Source organism: Paenibacillus rubinfantis (assembly GCF_001486505.1).
Lineage (GTDB): Bacteria > Bacillota > Bacilli > Paenibacillales > Paenibacillaceae > Fontibacillus > Fontibacillus rubinfantis.
Genome location: NZ_LN909066.1, coordinates 117036 through 135075 on the forward strand (window position 1 = coordinate 117036; position 18040 = coordinate 135075).

Annotated in this window: 16 protein-coding genes and 1 pseudogene; 3 read left to right on the top strand and 14 right to left on the bottom strand. The window is 54.0% G+C overall.

Annotated features, from left to right (window positions below; all coding sequences use genetic code 11):
* Nucleotides 1–43 precede the first annotated feature (43 nt).
* The 7 genes and pseudogenes from BN3277_RS18080 to BN3277_RS26475 form a co-directional block, all read right to left on the bottom strand.
* Nucleotides 44–427, bottom strand: a complete 384-nt coding sequence (locus tag BN3277_RS18080) for a cupredoxin domain-containing protein (protein WP_059045131.1) — start codon at nucleotides 425–427, stop codon at nucleotides 44–46.
* A 117-nt stretch (nucleotides 428–544) separates the two neighbouring features.
* Nucleotides 545–1192: a response regulator gene (locus BN3277_RS18085; RefSeq protein WP_059045134.1), complete on the bottom strand. Its 648-nt coding sequence runs from the start codon at nucleotides 1190–1192 to the stop codon at nucleotides 545–547.
* Nucleotides 1189–2028 carry a sensor histidine kinase gene (locus BN3277_RS18090; RefSeq protein ID WP_059045136.1) on the bottom strand — a complete coding sequence of 280 codons (840 nt, stop codon included), beginning with the start codon at nucleotides 2026–2028 and terminating at the stop codon, nucleotides 1189–1191. The genes BN3277_RS18085 and BN3277_RS18090 overlap by 4 nt, the downstream gene beginning before the upstream one ends.
* 166 nt (nucleotides 2029–2194) lie before the next feature.
* Nucleotides 2195–3661, bottom strand: a complete 1467-nt coding sequence (gene nagE / locus BN3277_RS18095) for an N-acetylglucosamine-specific PTS transporter subunit IIBC (protein WP_059045137.1) — start codon at nucleotides 3659–3661, stop codon at nucleotides 2195–2197.
* A gap of 34 nt (nucleotides 3662–3695) precedes the next feature.
* A complete protein-coding gene (locus BN3277_RS18100; protein ID WP_059045138.1) occupies nucleotides 3696–4193 on the bottom strand; it encodes a PTS sugar transporter subunit IIA in 498 nt (165 codons plus the stop codon).
* 287 nt (nucleotides 4194–4480) lie between these two features.
* Nucleotides 4481–6571 carry a glycosyl hydrolase family 18 protein gene (locus tag BN3277_RS18105; RefSeq protein ID WP_059045140.1) on the bottom strand — a complete coding sequence of 697 codons (2091 nt, stop codon included), beginning with the start codon at nucleotides 6569–6571 and terminating at the stop codon, nucleotides 4481–4483.
* Nucleotides 6572–7185: 614 nt separating this feature from the next.
* A pseudogene (locus BN3277_RS26475) lies at nucleotides 7186–8935 on the bottom strand (ATP-dependent helicase C-terminal domain-containing protein).
* A gap of 187 nt (nucleotides 8936–9122) precedes the next feature.
* On the opposite strand from BN3277_RS26475, the gene BN3277_RS18120 reads away from it, so the two are divergent.
* Nucleotides 9123–10472, top strand: a complete 1350-nt coding sequence (locus BN3277_RS18120; protein WP_082691600.1) for a hemolysin family protein — start codon at nucleotides 9123–9125, stop codon at nucleotides 10470–10472.
* 287 nt (nucleotides 10473–10759) lie between these two features.
* On the top strand, nucleotides 10760–11734 hold the full coding sequence (gene gluQRS / locus BN3277_RS18125) for a tRNA glutamyl-Q(34) synthetase GluQRS (protein WP_059045147.1): 975 nt from the start codon (nucleotides 10760–10762) through the stop codon (nucleotides 11732–11734).
* Nucleotides 11735–11765: 31 nt separating this feature from the next.
* Here gluQRS and BN3277_RS18130 read toward each other — a convergent pair whose 3' ends face one another.
* The 6 genes from BN3277_RS18130 to BN3277_RS18155 form a co-directional block, all read right to left on the bottom strand.
* Nucleotides 11766–12131, bottom strand: coding sequence for a DnaJ family domain-containing protein (locus BN3277_RS18130; protein WP_059045149.1), 366 nt, complete (start codon nucleotides 12129–12131; stop codon nucleotides 11766–11768).
* 146 nt (nucleotides 12132–12277) lie between these two features.
* Nucleotides 12278–13087 (bottom strand): SDR family oxidoreductase, encoded by an 810-nt coding sequence (locus tag BN3277_RS18135; RefSeq protein WP_059045151.1) that lies wholly within the window; start codon nucleotides 13085–13087, stop codon nucleotides 12278–12280.
* Nucleotides 13088–13189: 102 nt separating this feature from the next.
* Nucleotides 13190–13825 (bottom strand): ABC-2 transporter permease, encoded by a 636-nt coding sequence (locus BN3277_RS18140; RefSeq protein WP_059045153.1) that lies wholly within the window; start codon nucleotides 13823–13825, stop codon nucleotides 13190–13192.
* Nucleotides 13818–14687, bottom strand: coding sequence for an ABC transporter ATP-binding protein (locus tag BN3277_RS18145; RefSeq protein WP_059045155.1), 870 nt, complete (start codon nucleotides 14685–14687; stop codon nucleotides 13818–13820). The genes BN3277_RS18140 and BN3277_RS18145 overlap by 8 nt, the downstream gene beginning before the upstream one ends.
* Before the next feature lie 2 nt (nucleotides 14688–14689).
* Nucleotides 14690–15073: a GntR family transcriptional regulator gene (locus BN3277_RS18150; RefSeq protein WP_059045157.1), complete on the bottom strand. Its 384-nt coding sequence runs from the start codon at nucleotides 15071–15073 to the stop codon at nucleotides 14690–14692.
* Nucleotides 15074–15216: 143 nt separating this feature from the next.
* Complete coding sequence (locus BN3277_RS18155; RefSeq protein ID WP_059045160.1) at nucleotides 15217–16041, bottom strand: hypothetical protein; 825 nt, start codon at nucleotides 16039–16041, stop codon at nucleotides 15217–15219.
* A gap of 374 nt (nucleotides 16042–16415) precedes the next feature.
* Between BN3277_RS18155 and BN3277_RS18160 the strand changes: the two genes are divergently transcribed.
* Nucleotides 16416–16655 carry a hypothetical protein gene (locus BN3277_RS18160; protein WP_009223126.1) on the top strand — a complete coding sequence of 80 codons (240 nt, stop codon included), beginning with the start codon at nucleotides 16416–16418 and terminating at the stop codon, nucleotides 16653–16655.
* Nucleotides 16656–16736: 81 nt separating this feature from the next.
* On the opposite strand, the gene BN3277_RS18165 is transcribed toward BN3277_RS18160, so the two are convergent.
* Nucleotides 16737–17951, bottom strand: coding sequence for an MFS transporter (locus BN3277_RS18165; protein ID WP_059045162.1), 1215 nt, complete (start codon nucleotides 17949–17951; stop codon nucleotides 16737–16739).
* Nucleotides 17952–18040: the final 89 nt, after the last annotated feature.

Below are 18040 nucleotides of genomic sequence, written 5' to 3' on the forward strand. Positions count from 1 at the left end.
CAAAAAAGCTGGCGGCTTCATCTTCAGATGAGCCGTCAGCTTTTTATTTTACAATAAAGGTGCCTTTCATTTCCTTGTGGTTCTTGCCGCAGGAGATGTTGCAGGCGAACTCAAAGGTCCCCGCTTGGTCTGCCGTAAAAGTCATGGTTTTCCCTCCGCGGACTTCCTTGTTGTATCCTTTAATCTTCAGCGAATGCATGCCCTGCGTATTTATCAGCGTAATCTGTACCGTGTCACCCTTCTTGACTTTGATTTCCGTCAAGTCATATCCCGACGGGCTGGCATGAACGGTAAACGCCTTCACCGGCCCTTTCGCTTCCGCTGCCGGCTCCGATCCGCCAATATAGCGCCCCGGGGCATCGGCACATGCCGATAGCAGAAGCATCCCGCCAAGCAAGCAGGCAACCGCACCTAGACGGTGATTCATCAGCTTCTCCCCCTTCTTGAACTAAGAACTAATCTCAGTTTAGAACGGGCCGCGCATACGTCTTGTGATTTCCATCACAACACCATCACACTGATCATCTTAAATCCTCTCCATAGCTCAATCCCGTTGCTCAATCCACCCTTGCTCTAACGCATAACGCGTCAATTGCACCCGGTTTTCCAAATGCAGCTTCTGCAGAATGTTTTTGAGATGGTTTTTTACCGTCTGGTCGGAAATATGCAGCACCCCGGCAATCTCCCGATTGGTCATCCCCTCCGCTACCCAGCCGAGGATCTCCCGTTCGCGGGCGGTTAACGGGGGTTGCTCGCCGCTGGCTTTCTTGTTCACCGGAAACTCCTGCAAAATACGCAGAGCCAGTTCACTGGACAACGGTGCCTCATCGCTGGCGATCGCCCTTAAATACTCCAGCCATGTCCCGGGCTCCAGGTTTTTGAGCAAATAACCTTGGGCCCCCTGCTTCAATGCTTCAAACAAATGGGCGGCGTCATCCGACACCGTGATCAAGACAATCTTCACGTAGGGGTAACGCAGTTTGATTTCGCGGGTTGTCTCTAAACCGTCCTTACCGGGCATGCGAATATCCATCAAAATCAAATCAGGCATCCACCGCTCCGTCTGTGCGATCGCCTCGTTGCCACTTTCCGCGTACGCGACGATTTCAAAGCTTTCGTCCTCGGCCAAAATCTCCCCAATCGCCTCCCGGGCATGCGGATGATCGTCTACAACCAGTACCCGAACCTTCATCTCGAATCGCCACCTCCCCGAATTGCAATCGTCGTCTCCCCTGGCCGGGAAGCTACTTCCAACACCCAGCCCATCTCGTTTGCCCGCTCCCGCATAATTCGCAAGCCGTAGCGGCCTGAATAGGTGGTATCGTCCTGCACAAAGCCGCATCCATGATCGGTGATCCTTACGGTGAAGTCCTGTGCATCTCCAAATGCCGAGATCTCGACGTCTTTCACGCTCGCATGCTTGGCCGCATTGATCACCGCTTCCCGCAGGCAGGACACCAGCTCCATCTTCGCTTTTGCCGACCAATCCGCTTCGTCCAGCTGCCAGTCCAACCGCAAAGCGAGCTGCTGCTCCGCGGCGATTCGCCGTACGATCGCCGACATCGAGGCTTCATCCGCTTCGCCTTCCCTGGAGCTCGGCGGGATCCGAAGATCGGAAATCGCCTCTCGCACATACCGGTTCACTTCATGAATCGATTTGCGCAGTTCGTTCCAGTCGTATGAGCTGCCAGCCGTCTGCTGCTGACGTTCAGCCCGATCCACCTTCACGGAGAGCAGGAACAAGGATTGCGCGATCCCGTCATGCAGCTCGCGGGCCAACTGCTCCCGTTGCTCCAGACGAGCCTTCAGCGCCCGTTCCCGCTGTAGCTCCTCCTGCATTCGTTCCAGGTAAGCAAACCAGCGGTAAAGCAAGGTAATGCTTACCGCAAATAAAAGGATCGGCGTCAAGACATTACCCAGCTCCATCGACACATACGGCATGAGGAATTGGTGGCGGACCACCTCCCACACCCCAACGACCAACGTCGGAACGATTAAGATCAACCATTTTGTAAATTTGTAGGACATCGTTTATCCCCTTCAGTCCGATTTCCATCGACTTAACTTTACATAACTCGAGGCCCGGCTGACAAGGCTTAGACAAAATTTTGAATCCTTTCGCAGGATTTAGACGTAATATAAAAAAGCAAGGCGGAAGTGCCATTCCGCCCTGCTTTGTATCACGTGCGTTGCCTTACAGCAATTTTTTGATGTCATCCTTGATCGCTTCGGATTGCGGTCCGAACACGACTTGGACTGCGCCTTTGCCGAGTCTCATGACGCCCGATGCGCCCAGCTGTTTTAAAGCGGCATCGTTGACCTGTTTATCGTCCTTGACGACGAGGCGAAGGCGGGTAATGCACGCATCCACGGACTCAATATTGTCCGGTCCGCCGATGTTGGCCAGGATTTTGGCCGAACGGTTGTCGGCTGCTGACTTCCCTGTTCCGGAAGGAGCTTCCTCGACCACTTCAGCAATATCCTCCGCATCTTCACGACCAGGTGTTTTCAAATTCAACTTGACGATCATGAAGCGGAAAATCACGTAGTAAACGACCGCCGTAACAAGACCAATCGGAATGAGCAACAGCGGTTTGGTTGAGATTTGATAGTTGATCGCATAATCGATGAAACCAGCGGAGAAACCGAAGCCCAGTTTCATGCCGACCGCGTAAGTAACATATGCTGCGATCCCCGACAGGACAGCGTGAACAGCATAAAGCAGCGGAGCCACAAACATAAAGGCAAATTCCAACGGCTCTGTAATCCCTGTCAGGAACGAAGCCAGGGCAGCCCCCAGAAAGATGGAGCTAACCATTTTGCGTCTTTCCGGTCTAGCTGTATGAATAATCGCGAAGGCTGCAGCCGGAAGACCAAACATCATGATCGGGAAGAAGCCGGTCATGAACATACCTGCCGTCTTGTCACCAGCGAAGAACCGGTACAAGTCGCCGTGAATGACGTCCCCTGCGGCATTGGTAAAGTCTCCGATTTGGAACCATACGATCGAGTTGATAATGTGGTGAAGACCAAACGGAATCAGCAAACGGTTGGCAATGATATGAATAGCCGAACCAATGCCGCCCAAGCCGGTAACCCAATCGCCAAAGATATCCAGGGCGGTTTGAACCGGTCCCCAAATTAAACCAAAAATCAAACCAACAATAACCATCGTTACCGCGGTAACCATCGGAACAAAACGTTTGCCGCCAAAGAAGCCTAACCAATCCGGCAGCTTGATATTATGGTACCGTTTGTAAAGATAAGCCGAAATACAACCTACGATAATCCCGCCTAGAACTCCCATATCCAGTTTGGTGTCGGCGGATTGCATAAGTCCTGGGAAAATGCCGGGTACTCTACCAAGCACGTTCAGCAAAATCAGATGACCGATCACGGCAGATAAGGCGGCTACCGCGTCTCCGGCCAAACCAATGGCCACACCAACAGCAAAAATGAGCGGTAGATTGTCGAAGATCGTTCCCCCGCCCGCTGCCAGGAACGGAGCGATATACGTATTGAGGAATCCCCCTACCCCATCTCCCAGGTGAAAATCCTTGATGTAGTCGATGCTGCCGAACCTGAGCAGAATCGCCGCTGCAGGCAATGTAGCAACCGGCAGCATCAATGACTTACCGATTTTCTGGAGAAAAGCTAGCATGCATAAACCATCCTTTCCTTACTACCTAAATTTTTTATTGTAAAACCGCCTTCAAAATGACGTTTCCGCCTGCCGTCACAGGACCGGTGAGGGTTTCTACGCTGCTCGTCACTTCCCCGGCGTTTGTTACTATGATTGGCGAAATCACCGGATAACCCGCCTCACGAATGGCTGGAAGATCAAATTCAATCAACAGCTGCCCCGCTTTAACCTTGTCACCCACAGCCACATGGGCGGTAAAACCCTCGCCTTTGAGCGACACGGTGTTAATCCCGAGATGGAACAGAAACTGCAACCCAGACGAATGCTCCATCATCACCGCATGGTTGCTTTTGATGACATGAACGATTTTGCCGTCAAACGGCGCGACTAGTCTTCCTTCACTAGGTTCGACCGCCAATCCCGGTCCCATATGACCTCCGGCAAAAGCTTCATCCGGAACTTGCGCTAACGGTACGGCCTCTCCAGTGAGCGGCGACAGGATCTCCAAAACCTTACTCTCGGTGTTTTTCTTTCTCCATTTGGAAAACATGTGACTCTCCTCCTAAAGTTACTACCTATATTCTGGCAACTTGACGAGAACTCTATGCTTCTTCCCGAAGGGCCAGCGGAAACGGGCGCAAAAAAATAAGAGCCAAGAAAAGAAGCCTATCTGATGTAGGTCTGCTTTCCTTGGCTCATGCCCATTTTAGATCAACGGTAACACGCCAAAAGTCATTTGGTTTTCGGTTATGTGACTATAATAATTCAAGCTATCCCTAGCGTCAATAGAAAAATTGAAAGCGTTCACGTAATGTCAGGAATTCGCAATCCTCATCCTTACTGCGCTTGGAATAAAGCCGGTACTTTATCCGGTTCCCACCCCGGCAGCGACGTGTGGGCTTGAATCACTTTATAGGTTACTCCGTTATACGTCACAAGTTGATTTACAGTATAGGGCGTGTAAGGAGCCCACGCCACCGGCCCGGTTCCGGTCGAATCCGTCGTGACGGTCACTTCATTGCTGGCGGACGAGAGATTCCCTGCTGCGTCTTTTGCCTTCACGGTAAACGTATACGACGTAGATGGCGTGAGTCCGCTGATCGTAGCCGTTGTCCCTGTTACCGCTGTGACGAGCTGACCGCCGTTGTATACCTCGTAACCGGTCACGCCGACGTTATCGGTCGATGCGCTCCAGCTCAAGCTGACGCTGGACGAAGTTTTCGCCGTTACCATCACATTGCCCGGTGCAGTTGGAGCAACGGTGTCGCCGGGGTTGGTTCCCGGCTCGGTTGTGACCGTCAGCGGTGCGCTGGCCGGTGAGACATTCCCCGCAACGTCCCGTGCAACAACCGTGAAGCTGTAAGCCGTGGCGGGGGCAAGATTGCTGATCACGGCCGTCGTTCCGGTTACGCTGGCCGCTTGCGTTCCGTCCCGGAATATATCATAACGAACTACGCCTACGTTATCCGAGGAAGGCTGCCAGGTTAACGTCACAGAATTGGACGTTTTGGAGGTTGCGGTTACCCCGGTTGGCGTTGACGGAGCAATCGTATCACCTGGAGGGGTTACGCCTCCGCCTAAATCGTTTCTCAGCTTGGTTTGCAGCGTCTTATTCCGGTCACCGCTCAGTTCCCAGAACATCGCGCCCGCGAGGCCGCGGTTCTTGATGTAATCGGTTTTGAAACCAAGGGATTGCGGATCATCGTAGGTGATAAACCGTCGGTTTGAAGCGTTGTACAAGAACGGAACCTTGGCCGTGTCGTTCCAATATCGGGTATACCCGTTCTTATTGATATAATTCGCTTCCAAGTCGTTGAAGTCAAAAGAACCAGCTTCCCAGGTTCCAACATTTGATACGCCGCTGGCGCTTTGGTATTGCCCGTTGTTTGCATTGTTCACGCCATCCCAGCCGCGGCCGTAGAACGGGATACCCAACACCAATTTGTTCGCCGGAACGCCGGCGTTTAAGTGGCCTTGCACCGCGGTATCGGCATTAAAGTCCGCAGCGCTGGGCACGCCGGCATTGCCTGCGGCCGGATCGTAGTAGAGCGGTGCATTGTGGGCCGTGATTTGCTGCCACCCGCCGTTGAAGTCGTAAGTCATAATATTGATCCAGTCAACGATGGATGCGATATTGCCAAGCTCCGTATTGTTGACGAAAGCAGGTGAAGCCCCCGAAGCGATCGTCAGCAAATATCTTTTGCCGTCCGCAGCTCCAGCTGCATCCAGCTTATTGCGGATTTCCTGGAGCAGCTTCGTATAGTTCTGCTTATCCTCCGGACGGTAGCTGTTCCCGGGCAATCCGCCCGCAACCGGATACTCCCAGTCCAAATCGACACCGTCGAAATTAAACTTGCGTAGGAAATCGACGGCCGAGTTGGCGAACGTCTCGCGAGTGACTTGGCTGGCGGCCACGTCGCTGAAACGGTTCGACCAGGTCCACCCGCCAACCGAGATGATCGTCTTCAGATGCGGATTGGCCTGCTTCAATTTGTTCAGCTGATGGATATTACCGGCGATTGGTTGATCCCAGGTGTCGCCGGGAAATTGCTTGCCGGTATCGATCCAGGGATCACCTAAGACGATCGTCCCGTTGGGCACGTTAATCGTCTGACCCTTCTCGTCTTGGGTCGGCCAGGTGACCGGGTTCGGCCCGGCCGGGTCGGGATTGCCGTGACGGCCGTCCCAGGCGATGTCGGCGAAAGCATAATTGATATGCGTGATTTTGGAAGCGTCGATATCATAGACATTAAAATTCCGGCCATATGCCCCCCATGACGGGTAATAGGCAACAATTTTATAAGCGTCGGCCGCTTGTGCGGATTTCGGCTGAAGCAGTCCACCCGGAAGCAGCAGAGATAAGGCGAGACAGGTCAGTGTAAACAGCTTCCACTTCTTGGCGAAACTTCGGGTTCTCATCGAATGCATCACTTAAATCCCTCTCTTTCAATCGAAGTTGGATTGGAATAAAGCTAGCAGCAAGAACTAGGATAGAGATGACGTTGTCATCAGCAATTCACCTTTCCTCTTGATTTACCAAATGGACTCTTGGCTTGGTCTAGGACTTACTTCTGCTGGCAGCCGATCACCTCCCGCAAAAAATAAACAAGCGTTATCTAAGCGGTAAGCCTCCAAAGCTAGTCCTGGCGCCAAAAGGAAATCTTTGGAATACTTACAAATCTATTAAATCATAATAGATTTGGCGATTAAAGGATAAATTTCTATTATTTAATCGAAATAGAGATTGAAAAACGCAAAAAAACGCGGCGATCTTGAGAAGATCGCCGCGTCTACGGGCGTGGCCTAACGCAGGGTTAGATCAATATATTCGATTTTTCATATACATTTTGTTGTGAAACGTAGAAATGGGAAAATGTATTCGATATTTCATATAGATATTGGGCTTCTGGCTCCCCGCAGCCCAAATCTGTATGAAAATTCACATATATTTCCGGCACAAAGGCCTAAAACCGCTGCATGTATTCGATTTTTCGTATACCCTCACGGATCAAGCCCGCCGTCACGTCCACATCCAAACTAACTTATCGTTGTCCGTCCGGCCGCACCCTTCGGGTTGCCGTTGCCTGCAGCGGGTCTTCAGGCCAGTAATGTTTCGGGTAACGCCCCTTCAGATCCTTTTTCACCTCAAAATACGTGTGCTGCCAAAAACTGCGCAGATCCGAAGTCACCTGAACTGGCCGGCTGGCTGGAGACAGCAAATGCAGTGTGATCGGCACCCGACCGAAACCGATTCGCGGCGTTTCCATCATGCCGAACACTTCCTGCAAGCGCACAGCGGCATAAGGAGCTTGAGGCCCGTCGTAATGAACCTGGATTTTGGAGCCGCTGGGGACAAGCAGGTGTGTTGGAGCTTCCGCACTTAACTCCTGCTGCTGCGACCAGGTCAACAGGTTCTCCAGCATGTTATATAGCGACAACGCCTGCAGGTCCGCCCGCTTGCGGACACCGGACAAATATGGCGCCAGCCAAGTCTCCGCCGTCGCTGCCAGCGTTTCGTCGGAAACATCCGGCCAGTCGGAATCGAGGTGGTACAGGAACATCATCCGCTCCTGCAACTTGCGGGCCTTCTCCGTCCACGGCAGGATGGCAACGCCTTTGACAGCTACCGCATCTAGCAGCGCTTGCGTGATCTGCTCAGGGCCCGGCGCCGGATCCGGCTGCTCTCGCAGCACAATTGCGCCGAAGGTGCGGCGGATTCTTGCCCGAACCGTGCCGGAAGCGTCATCCCATTCCGCGCTTCGCTCCTCGGTGATATCCGCCGCATGGTGGCGATACATCTCTTCTTCCTCCAGAGGCGCCGCCAGCAGGATTCGCCCTTCTGCCCCCTCATCGTCGACCTCGGCAATCGCGAGGAACGCCGACTGGCCAAGCGAATCCTTGTGGAGCAGCTGAGCCCCCCGCCCGTTCCGCATCAGATATCGCCCGTCGGGACGACGGGCTGCGATCCGATCCGGATAAGCGAAGGAGACGAGCAGGCCGCAGCAGCGGTCAAGGTCCGAGGAGACGGAGACTCCCGCCGCACGAGCGGGCGGAGTCAGGTCGGAGCGGACCGGCGCGGGCGACGGCGTTGGATCGGCGGGCGCGGCGGATCTCCCGCGCGCCGGGCAAGAACACCAGCACGCTGCCGTCATGCGCCGCCAACGCACGGAGAACCGCGTGCTGAACCGTGCGTTCCAGCGGCTCCTTAGGCGCTCCCGGCGCATACACCGTCTCCACCGGGAACATCCGTCCCCGGCTTTGCACAACCGGCGCGTCGTCCAGCAAGTCAGAGATCGGACGGGCATCCAGCGTCGCCGACATCACCAGCAGCCGCAAGTCGTCACGGAGCAACTGACGGCTTTGCCAAGCCAACGCTAGTCCCAGATCAGCATGCAGGCTGCGCTCATGAAATTCATCAAAAATAACCAACCCGGTTCCGAGCAACGCCGGGTCCTGCTGCAACATCCGCGTGAGAATCCCTTCGGTCACGACCGTAATCCGCGTTTTAGCCGACACCCGGCTATCCCCCCGCATCCGGTATCCGACCGTCTCGCCAACCGCTTCGCCAAGCTGGGACGCCATATACACGGCGGCGGCCCGGGCCGCTAACCGACGTGGTTCCAGCAGCAACATCCGCTGCCCCGCCATCCAGGGTTCTTCGAGCAATGATAACGGGACCCGCGTCGTTTTGCCCGCCCCGGGCTCCGCAAGCAGCACAGCGGTTCCCGCTGCACCAAGCGCTGTTTTCAGTTCAGGGATCACTTCATCAATAGGTAAAGGAAGCTTTGTCATGATTCTCTCCTTACGGGTTACACTATGAAAACATTTTACCATAGGGAGCAAGTCCCGCGAGCCCAACTGAAGGAGCGAAAAAGCGGACGAACGTGCCCTTTATGAGGTGGTGCGTGCACCGTTTACCGTTGACAACAAAGGCTGCAAAGCGGTCATCAGACTTGAGAGGGATCGGAGGAAAAACATGATGTTCAAGCTGTTCGTTATCTTGCTGCTTATCGCCTTAACCGCCCTATTCGTGATCCTTGAAGCCTCGCTTCGCGCCCTGCACCCGCGGACCATCGAAGCTTGGGAGCGTGAAGGCCGGCGCGGCGCCGCCGCGCTCCGGGGCCTGTCGGAACGGCTCGACCGTGCTTTGTCAACCTGTCAACTGGCCATCACGATCAACTCGCTGCTGCTGGGTTGGCTGGGCCAGCCGGCCGTACGCAGCCTGCTTGCGCCGCTGTTTGTCCGCCTGCCCTTATCGGCCTCGGTGGAGACCTTTTTCTCCTTTCTGATCGCCTTCGTGTCAATCACCTATCTGCATGTCGTACTCGCCGGATTAGTCCCGCAGGTGCTGGCGGCACAGCGCGGCGAAGCCGTTGTTTTGGCCTTTGCCCGGCCCCTGTTAGGGTTAAGCACCCTGCTGTCCCCTTTCCTTTGGCTGCTGAACCGTTCTTCCCGCCGCATCGTCTCGCTGTTAGGCCTGAAACCCGCGGCGGACTGGAACGACGCGCATAGCGAGGAGGAGCTGCGGATTCTGCTGAGCGAAAGCCTGGAAAGCGGTCAGATCAACAAAAGCGAGTATCGCTTCATGAGCCGGATCTTCGCTTTTGACGAACTGCTCGCCAAGGATATCATGGTTCCGAGAACCGACATGGTTTGCTTGGATGCAGCCAAGTCGCGCGAGGAGAATTTGCAAATCATTCGCCGGGAGCAATACACGAGATTTCCCGTGATCCGCCAAAATAAAGACGATATAATCGGCGTCATTAATACGAAAGCGTTGTTTCTCGCCCCCGAGAATCAGGCGGACGCTCCCTTAGCTTCCCTGGTCCGGCCTGTGATGACCGTCTCGGAGAACATCCCCCTCCCGGCTCTGCTGACCAAAATGCAGAAGGAACGTTCGCATATCGCCGTGCTGATCGACGAATACGGCGGAACCAGCGGCATGGTGACGATCGAGGACATTTTGGAGGAAATCGTTGGAGACATTCGGGACGAGTTTGATGCGGAGGAAGAGCAGGAAATTACCGAAGTTGCGGCGAATCACCTGATCGTCGACGGCAAGGTTTCGGTTTCCTTAATTAACGATCTGCTGGGCGCCGAATTGGAGGAGGAAGATGCGGATACGATCGGCGGCTGGATTTATGGACAAAACCTGGATATCGAGGAAGGAACTCAGCTGGTGTATGGGGATTTACAGTTTACCGTATTGGAACGCGAAGACAGCCGGATCCGCAAAATCGAAATCGAAAGGCGGCCAACGCCCGATTTCGGCAACCCCTTGAAACCGGAGAGCGGCACTATAGAACAAGAACCGGAAGCGCGATGGTAATAAACGAGGGGAAAGGGACCTCTGCCCTCCCCATTATTATGCCATGTTGCGATATATGCCAAAAACCGAATAGATTTTGCCGTTTTCGGCGGTTTCCTCGAAGTCTATATGAAAAATCAACCTTAATTGCGCTTTTCAAGCGATTAAGGGTAGAATTGATATGAAAAACCGAATACCATTCGGAAATAGTAGCCTCCAGCTCATATTCTATACGAAAAATCGAGTATATCGAGGCTAATGTTCAATATGAGATATACCCCGAGAATAACCAAGGAAGTGAAGCAACAATGAAACGCGGACGTTTTGCGCCTACCCCTTCCGGCGACATGCATTTGGGCAATGCCAAAATCGCGCTGCTATCCTGGCTGCAAATGCGTGCGGTTGGAGGGGTTTTTGTGCTGCGCATTGAAGATATCGACACCCAGCGTTCCAAACCGGAGATCACGGAGCGCATCCTCACCGATCTCCGTTGGCTGGGACTGGACTGGGATGAGGGGCCGGGGGCTTCTGAAGCTACCGGTCCGTATCTGCAGAGCCAACGCACCGGCTTGTATGAAGAAGCGTTGGCGAAACTGGAAGCGGACGGACGGCTGTACCCGTGCTTCTGCAGCCGCGCGGAGCTGCTGGCTGTAGCCGGTGCCCCACACGGCTTGTCCTCGGAAGGTGCACCTTATCCCGGCACCTGTCGCAGCTTAAGCCGGGAAGAGCGGCAACGACGAGCGCAGCACAAAGAGCCGTCGCTCCGGTTTGCGATCGGCTCCGAGTCCGTCGGCTTCGTTGACGGCATCGCCGGGACGCAGCTCTTCCCGCCGGGAAGCGGCGGCGATTTTGTAGTGCGCCGGGCGGACCATATGTACTCCTATCAACTGGCGGTGACCGTTGACGATGCCGCGATGGGCATCACCGATGTGCTGCGCGGCGATGATCTACTCGACTCCACGCCCCGTCAGCTCCATCTCTATGCCGCGCTAGGCTTGACGCCGCCGGCATTTGCCCACGCCCCGCTGATTCTGGGCGAGGATGGCCGGCGACTGGCGAAACGCCACGGCGACCTGGGTATCTCTGCCCTGCGCGCCGCAGGCACGAAGCCGGAAACGGTCATCGGCTGGCTCGCCTACATCAGCGGCCTGCTGGACCGTCCGGAAGCCGTATCCGCGACAGAGCTGATCCCCTACTTCCAGCTGGACCGGATTTCACGGGAGCCGTTTATTTTAACCGAAGCGATGGTGCGGCGTCTCCTTCCCGGCGCTTCACCGTCCTAAGCCATCGGCTCAGCCCAATGCCCCTTGGGATCTACTCCAGCTTTCGGCGGATCGCCTCTTCATACTGCCGGAACGCCGGATTCATCAGCAAGCCGCGCTCGTCGGCCAGCAGGCTCAGCCGCAGCTGGTGCTCCGACAAGCGCTTCTTTAACGCCTGCTTCTCCGGGCCCTCCTCGCAGGCGGCAAGCAGGTCGCTCAGCCGGACCATCTCCTGCTGCAGCTGGATTTCTTCCGGGACGTAGCCGGCGTTTTTCATCAGTTTATAAGCCATCCGCAAGTCCTCGGGAACTCCGGACAAATCCTCCACCTGCAGCGGCTTGCCCTTCCCGGGCAAATGGTCGAATTCCCCGCGCGCCATTGCTTCAGCGATTTTTTGATCTGCTAACCATGACAGCATCCTTTTCCCTCCTGCTCCGCAAGCAAGTGTTTTTCTGCCTTTATCATACCACAGTCATTAGAGTTTTGAGCTTCCGCGGATGCCCTTCCTAGTCTTTAAAAAAAGCAAAACGCCTCCGCAATTGCGAAAGCGTTCTTGAGGCAGACTTATAACAGCGACTCTGCTCCGTCAATGACGATTCGGGCGCCGGTGATATGGATCGCTTCGTCGGAGCCTAGAAAGGCGACCAGATCCGCGACGTTTTCCGGTTTGCCCGGGCCATCGGCCAAAGGCTGCGATCCTTCCGGATATTTGACCGGGATAACAATCTCCTCCAGCTCCTTGGATTTCTTCGTCGAAGCGTCGATATTGGTGGAGATCGCCCCAGGGCTGATGGCATTCACGCGGATTTTGAACTGGGCCAACTCCAACGCCAGCATTTTGGCGAACGCCACCTGTCCCGCTTTGGTTGTGCTGTATGCCGACATCCCAAAACCCGAGAAGGTATCGTTCCCGTTGATGGAGCTGGTGATGATGATGCTCCCGCCGCCTCGTTGTTTTAAATAGGGAACCGTATATTTTACGGTCAAGAACGTGCCCGTCAGATTGATGCTTAACGTCTTCTCCCAATCCTCAAAGCTTAAATCCTCAACCGGCGCCAGCTTGCCGTTGATGCCCGCATTGGCAAACACGACATCGATGCCGCCGAAATGCTCAGCGGCTTCGCGAACCGCCTGCTCGACCCGCTTCGGGTCCGCGACATCCACGTCATAGGCGCGGGCCGCCCCCTCGCGTATCGCGTTGATTTCCCGCGCCGCCTGCTCAGTACGCTCATCCAGTAGATCGAACAGCGCCACCTGCGCTCCTTCACTGGCCAGCTTCACGGCCGCCGCCTTGCCGATGCCGGAACCGGCTCCGGTGATGATCGCCGTTTTTCCCCGGTAACGTTCGCGGTTCGTCGTCTGATTGCTTGTCATGGCTTCACACTCCTGAGATGAGAATGGGTTCTTAAGTAAAAAGACTTCTCCTGCCTTTATCCAGATTACCCATTTCGGAGTGCTTTTTAGTCACAAAGGCGGTTATAAATCCCGGCGGGCAAAGATGTTGTTCGACACCCCAAACGAAATGACGACGGCCAGCGCGGCAACGCAAACGCCAAGGAGGCCCGCTATGGCCGGGTGCGCCGTCATGGCTTCCGACAGCCGGAGGGTATCTTCGCGGCTCAGCAGATCGGTTGCCAGTTGACTGCCGATCATCACCACAATGATCATCGCCACGTTTAAATATTGGGCGCCGTTTAAACCTAGCCAATAGTAAAGCGGGATGTAAATAGCCATAAACAGGATCTGGGTCAAGAGAATGCTGAGCAATTGTACCGGATGGATCGTCACTGCCTGGCCATGAACGAGATCAGCTCCTGCATTCAGCAACATGCAGAAGGCGAAGGCGACAAGCATCAAGGCAAAGGCGGACACGTATTTGGACAAAACCAGAAAACTCCGGCGTACCGGCAGATTGACCAGAAATTGCTGGCTGGGCAGCCGCATATCGGCGTTCAGCGCCAGAATCAGCACCATCCCCGGGAGCATACCGTAAAGAGGCGAGCTATCGGATTGCACGAACCCCGAAAACACCACCGCGTAGATGCACAATAGCCAGATATACCGTTGCAGCAGCAATAGATCTTTGCGTACCAAATGGATTAAACTAGACATGGGTTACCTTCCCTCCTTTAGCTGTAAAATACATAATCTCTTCCAGCGTAGGACGTTCCAGCAGCACATTATCTCCGAATAAAGCCTGGGCCTTCACCCGGTCCTTTGCCAACGCCTCGAAGCCAACGGCCGTTTCCCGAACGCCAACCAATTCCCGGCGGACGTCGGCATCCAACAGTTCTCCGCTTCCCTTAACAATGACGTAATGCTCCAGCACTTCATCCTTGCTGTCTGAGAAGACGAGCTCCCCTCGGTTCAGGAAAGTCACGTAATCAGCGACGCGATCCAAATCCGTTGTCAGATGTGTCGAGAACAAGATCGTATTATTTTCGTCCAAAATATACTCCGCCAGCAAATCAAGGAGCTCGCGGCGAAATACCGGATCCAGCCCAGCCGTTGGTTCGTCCATGATCAACAGCGTCGGATGATGCGCCAGCGCTAAGGCAATGGCAAATTTCATTTTCATCCCTTTGGAGCAATCCTTGATTTTTTTGCGTTTTGGCAGCTCGAACAACTCCATATATTGGGTAAACAAGGCTTCATCCCATCGTTCGTAAAAAGGAGCAACGATCCGTTTCATTTGCTCCATCGTCAAATACTCATAATAAATGTTCTCGTCGGAGATATAACCGATATACTGCTTGTAACTTCCTTCACTACCTGTGACAGGCTGACCTAACACGGAGATCCGCCCTTTCTCCAGCAGCACCATGCCCATAATCGTCTTGATCACGGTGCTTTTTCCGGCTCCATTAGGGCCGATTAACCCCGTAATGTACCCTTGCGGCACGGAAAAGCTTAAATTTCTCAAAGCAAAATTCCCGTAATTCTTCCCGAGTCCTTTCACTTCCAACGCGTTCATCCTCAGAACCCTCCTTCTTCGTGATTGAGCAGCTTCATCCACTCGATCAACTCATCGGTGGACATCGGGAGGCTTTTGGCTTCCTCCAGAACTTCCCGCAGCTTGCTTTCCAGCGCTCGGAGCCGCTGCTCCCGGATAAATTCCTGATTCCCGCCGGATACGAACGAACCTTTACCGACGACCGAATCGATTAAGCCTTCCTGCTCCAATTCGTTGTAGGCACGTTTGGTTGTGATAACGCTGATCTGCAATTCCTTCGCCAATTGGCGAATGGAGGGCAGGGCCGTCCCCGGGGCCAATTTCCCCTGCAGGATCGCGTCGCGGATTTGACTAACAATCTGCAGGTATATGGGTTCACCCGAGGAATGGGAAAGCAAAATATCCATGCTTCACCTTCTTGACTGGTTATTTTGTTAACAGTGTATATATACAATATATACATTATGAACGCTAAAATCAATGTCTTTGTGCAAAAAAACAGCTGTCCCTAACGAGACAACTGTTCTCAAGTCGATCTTATAAAGTGAAGTTACACGTCTTCAGCCGGCTGCCGGAACCATTTCAGCAAAATCTCCTGAAATTGCTGACGGGGCGTAGGCGTGGCGATCATCCAGTCTTCTTCGTCCTTCGCACTAAAACGGATTAGCCAGTTCATATGCGTGTTATTTATGAATTGCATCTGCTGCCTTTCCCAACGCTCGCCGCGGTTCGCATAGAAGCGAATCTCCCCCTGCGCGAGCGGCGCCTTCATACATCTCGCCAAGGCGATGCTGCCTTCCTCATCATCCGTCATGTCTGCCAAAAGGGCAGCCAGGCGATTTGCATCCATTTTATCTGCTTGAATCATCGCCGCATCAAACTGCTTCTTGGACATCATCAATGCAGGAAGTTCCCCCGGTGTCCGCGAGTTCCACTTCATTCGTCCGGCCAGGGATCCGCTAAGCGGTTTTCCGCCTACGGTCTGCTCAATCGATAAACCGCTGGCTCGCCCGCTGATCCGTTCCAAGCGAATCACCTGATCGCACGCGATATGAAGGTATTCCTCAAACCTCCGCTTGCCGCAGGTATAGGTCAGCCGACAGGCTTTGCCGGCAGCGGATGCCGTTGTCAGTTCGTCCAGGACATGCAGCGGCAGGCTTACCCGTTCTCCTTGCGTTGTCTCCGCCATGTATCCCTTGCTTCTCAACGTCTCCCTTGCGTCTCGGGTTTCCGGGTCCGGCGTCTCCCGCAAGAAAACATGAAAGGGATGGTGCGGATCCAGCCATCGGTTTAGACCCAGCCGCTCCGCCAGATACAACCATTCACGCGCTTGAAGCACCACTTTTTCCTTGCGGGGGAAATCCGTAATGAACATCCGTCCACCTCCTTCAGATTGGGTCTTGCTTCCGCAGTTCGACCTAAGGGCCGGTACTAGGCAGGGCGATTTCATCTCCCGCTTCCGATGCAGTAATCATACCACTATTCGTTTTACCGATGCTCGGAAATTTTTGCCAATCTATTACATTGTACCCATGAAAATAGGAGGTGAAGCACAATTTTTCATCGTTGATGAAACTTTTTAATTCGGCTGTCCGTATTAGTTGTAGACGACATGCTAAACGCGACTTCTGTCCCTGTTTTGGCCTTTGTCATCAAACATTTATCTAAACATAATGTTTTCTTAATCTTTTTTTAAGTTTTCTATTTTACAATATGTACTATGAAACCACTGTATAGAGGTGATTCTGTATGAAAATCTTGATTAACTTCCAAAATAACCTGGTTCCGGTTTACTTCAACGTCGATAGCAAGCAACCTGTCCAGCGGACTTTGAAACTGCTGACGAGCGCGCTCGAGTACAAATATTATAACGGCAAGCAAGCCCTGAAGAAGTGCTTGAACTCCTTGATCAGCATTGAAATCGAGGGCTCTGAAGCGATCTTGCACAGCAAAAGCGAGTTCGACTCCCTTGCGCTTTCACTCTATTAATCTAGCGGCCGCAGTTTCATAGAAAAGGCTCCGTGCCTCAGCATCTCGCTGAAAGCACGGAGCCTTTTCATTTCAAATCCCTTAAGTCTCGGAATACTCGCTCTCGTTGGAGCGTCGGCTTCCGAACAACGACTTGAACCGGAGCGTTAGCGCGGTTATGCTCAGCAACGCCCCATTCAGGATAAACACAACCGGAATGGAAATCCATCCGCCTAACGCCCCGCCGGCGATAGGTCCTACCATATTGCCCAACTGGCTGGCGGACTGGTTTAAGCTGAAGGCGCGGCCGCGAAATTCCGGTTTGGTCGCCTGCACGATCAAGGCGTTAAGCGCCGGGAACACGGCGGCGAAGAACAAGCCGTAAACAAAGCGCAGAATTCCGAAGCCAACCAGCGAATGAAAGAAATGCTGCAGGATGTTGCCGACCCCGCCGCCGATCAATCCGATCATTAGCGTGTTACGGTAGCCGATCCGCTCCCCGATCTTTCCCCAAAACGGTGCGGCGATGACGGTCGAGATCCCCACCGCTGAGAAGATAATCCCCGAGCTGAAGGACGCGTCGGAAGCCGAGGCACCCAGATCAAGGACGTACAGCGAAAGCAGCGGTTCGAGCACCATCACCGAAGCGGTAACGATCAACACGACCAGCAGCTTCCCCATCAGCGGACGATTCGCCGACGCTTCCTTAAGATCGTCCAGCACATGCGAACGCTCGCGATTGCGGTCGAAGTTCTGTTCCTTCACGAAGATCAGGGCAATCAGAGCCGAGATCAGCACCACGCACCCCGATGCGAGGAACGACTCCCGGTAACCGATAAATTTGCTGAGCGAACCCCCAACCAGCGGCCCGATAATCCCCCCGGCTGCCCCAGCTGTCGACATGATCCCCAGCGAATAGCCAACATGCTTCTCCGGCGTATTCGTCGCCACCAAGGCGATGGCCGAAGGTACATAACCGGCTAATAGGCCCGATAGGATGCGGACGGCGATCAGTTGATAAGGATCTTTGACGAAGAAATAGAGGATATATACCGCACTGAGAGCAAACCCGGAGCGGAGCAGCATCGGTTTCCTCCCATACTTGTCCGACAGCGACCCCCAATACGGGGAGATCAAAGCGCCGGCCAAAAACGTCACGCCAAACGCCACCCCCGACCATAGGGTCAAGTGCTCTGTGACACCGAGATCATGCGCAATAAATAAGGACATGAAGGGGATAACCATGGAATACGCGGTGCTGCAAAAAAATACGCCAAGCCACAGCACGTACAGATTTCTTTTCCAGGGGAAATTCACTTGATCCACCCCCAGCGTTGTTACTTTCCTGCCCTGGAACCAACCCGTTCTTCTATTTTAGCACGATTCCTGATTCAACGTTTCCGGTG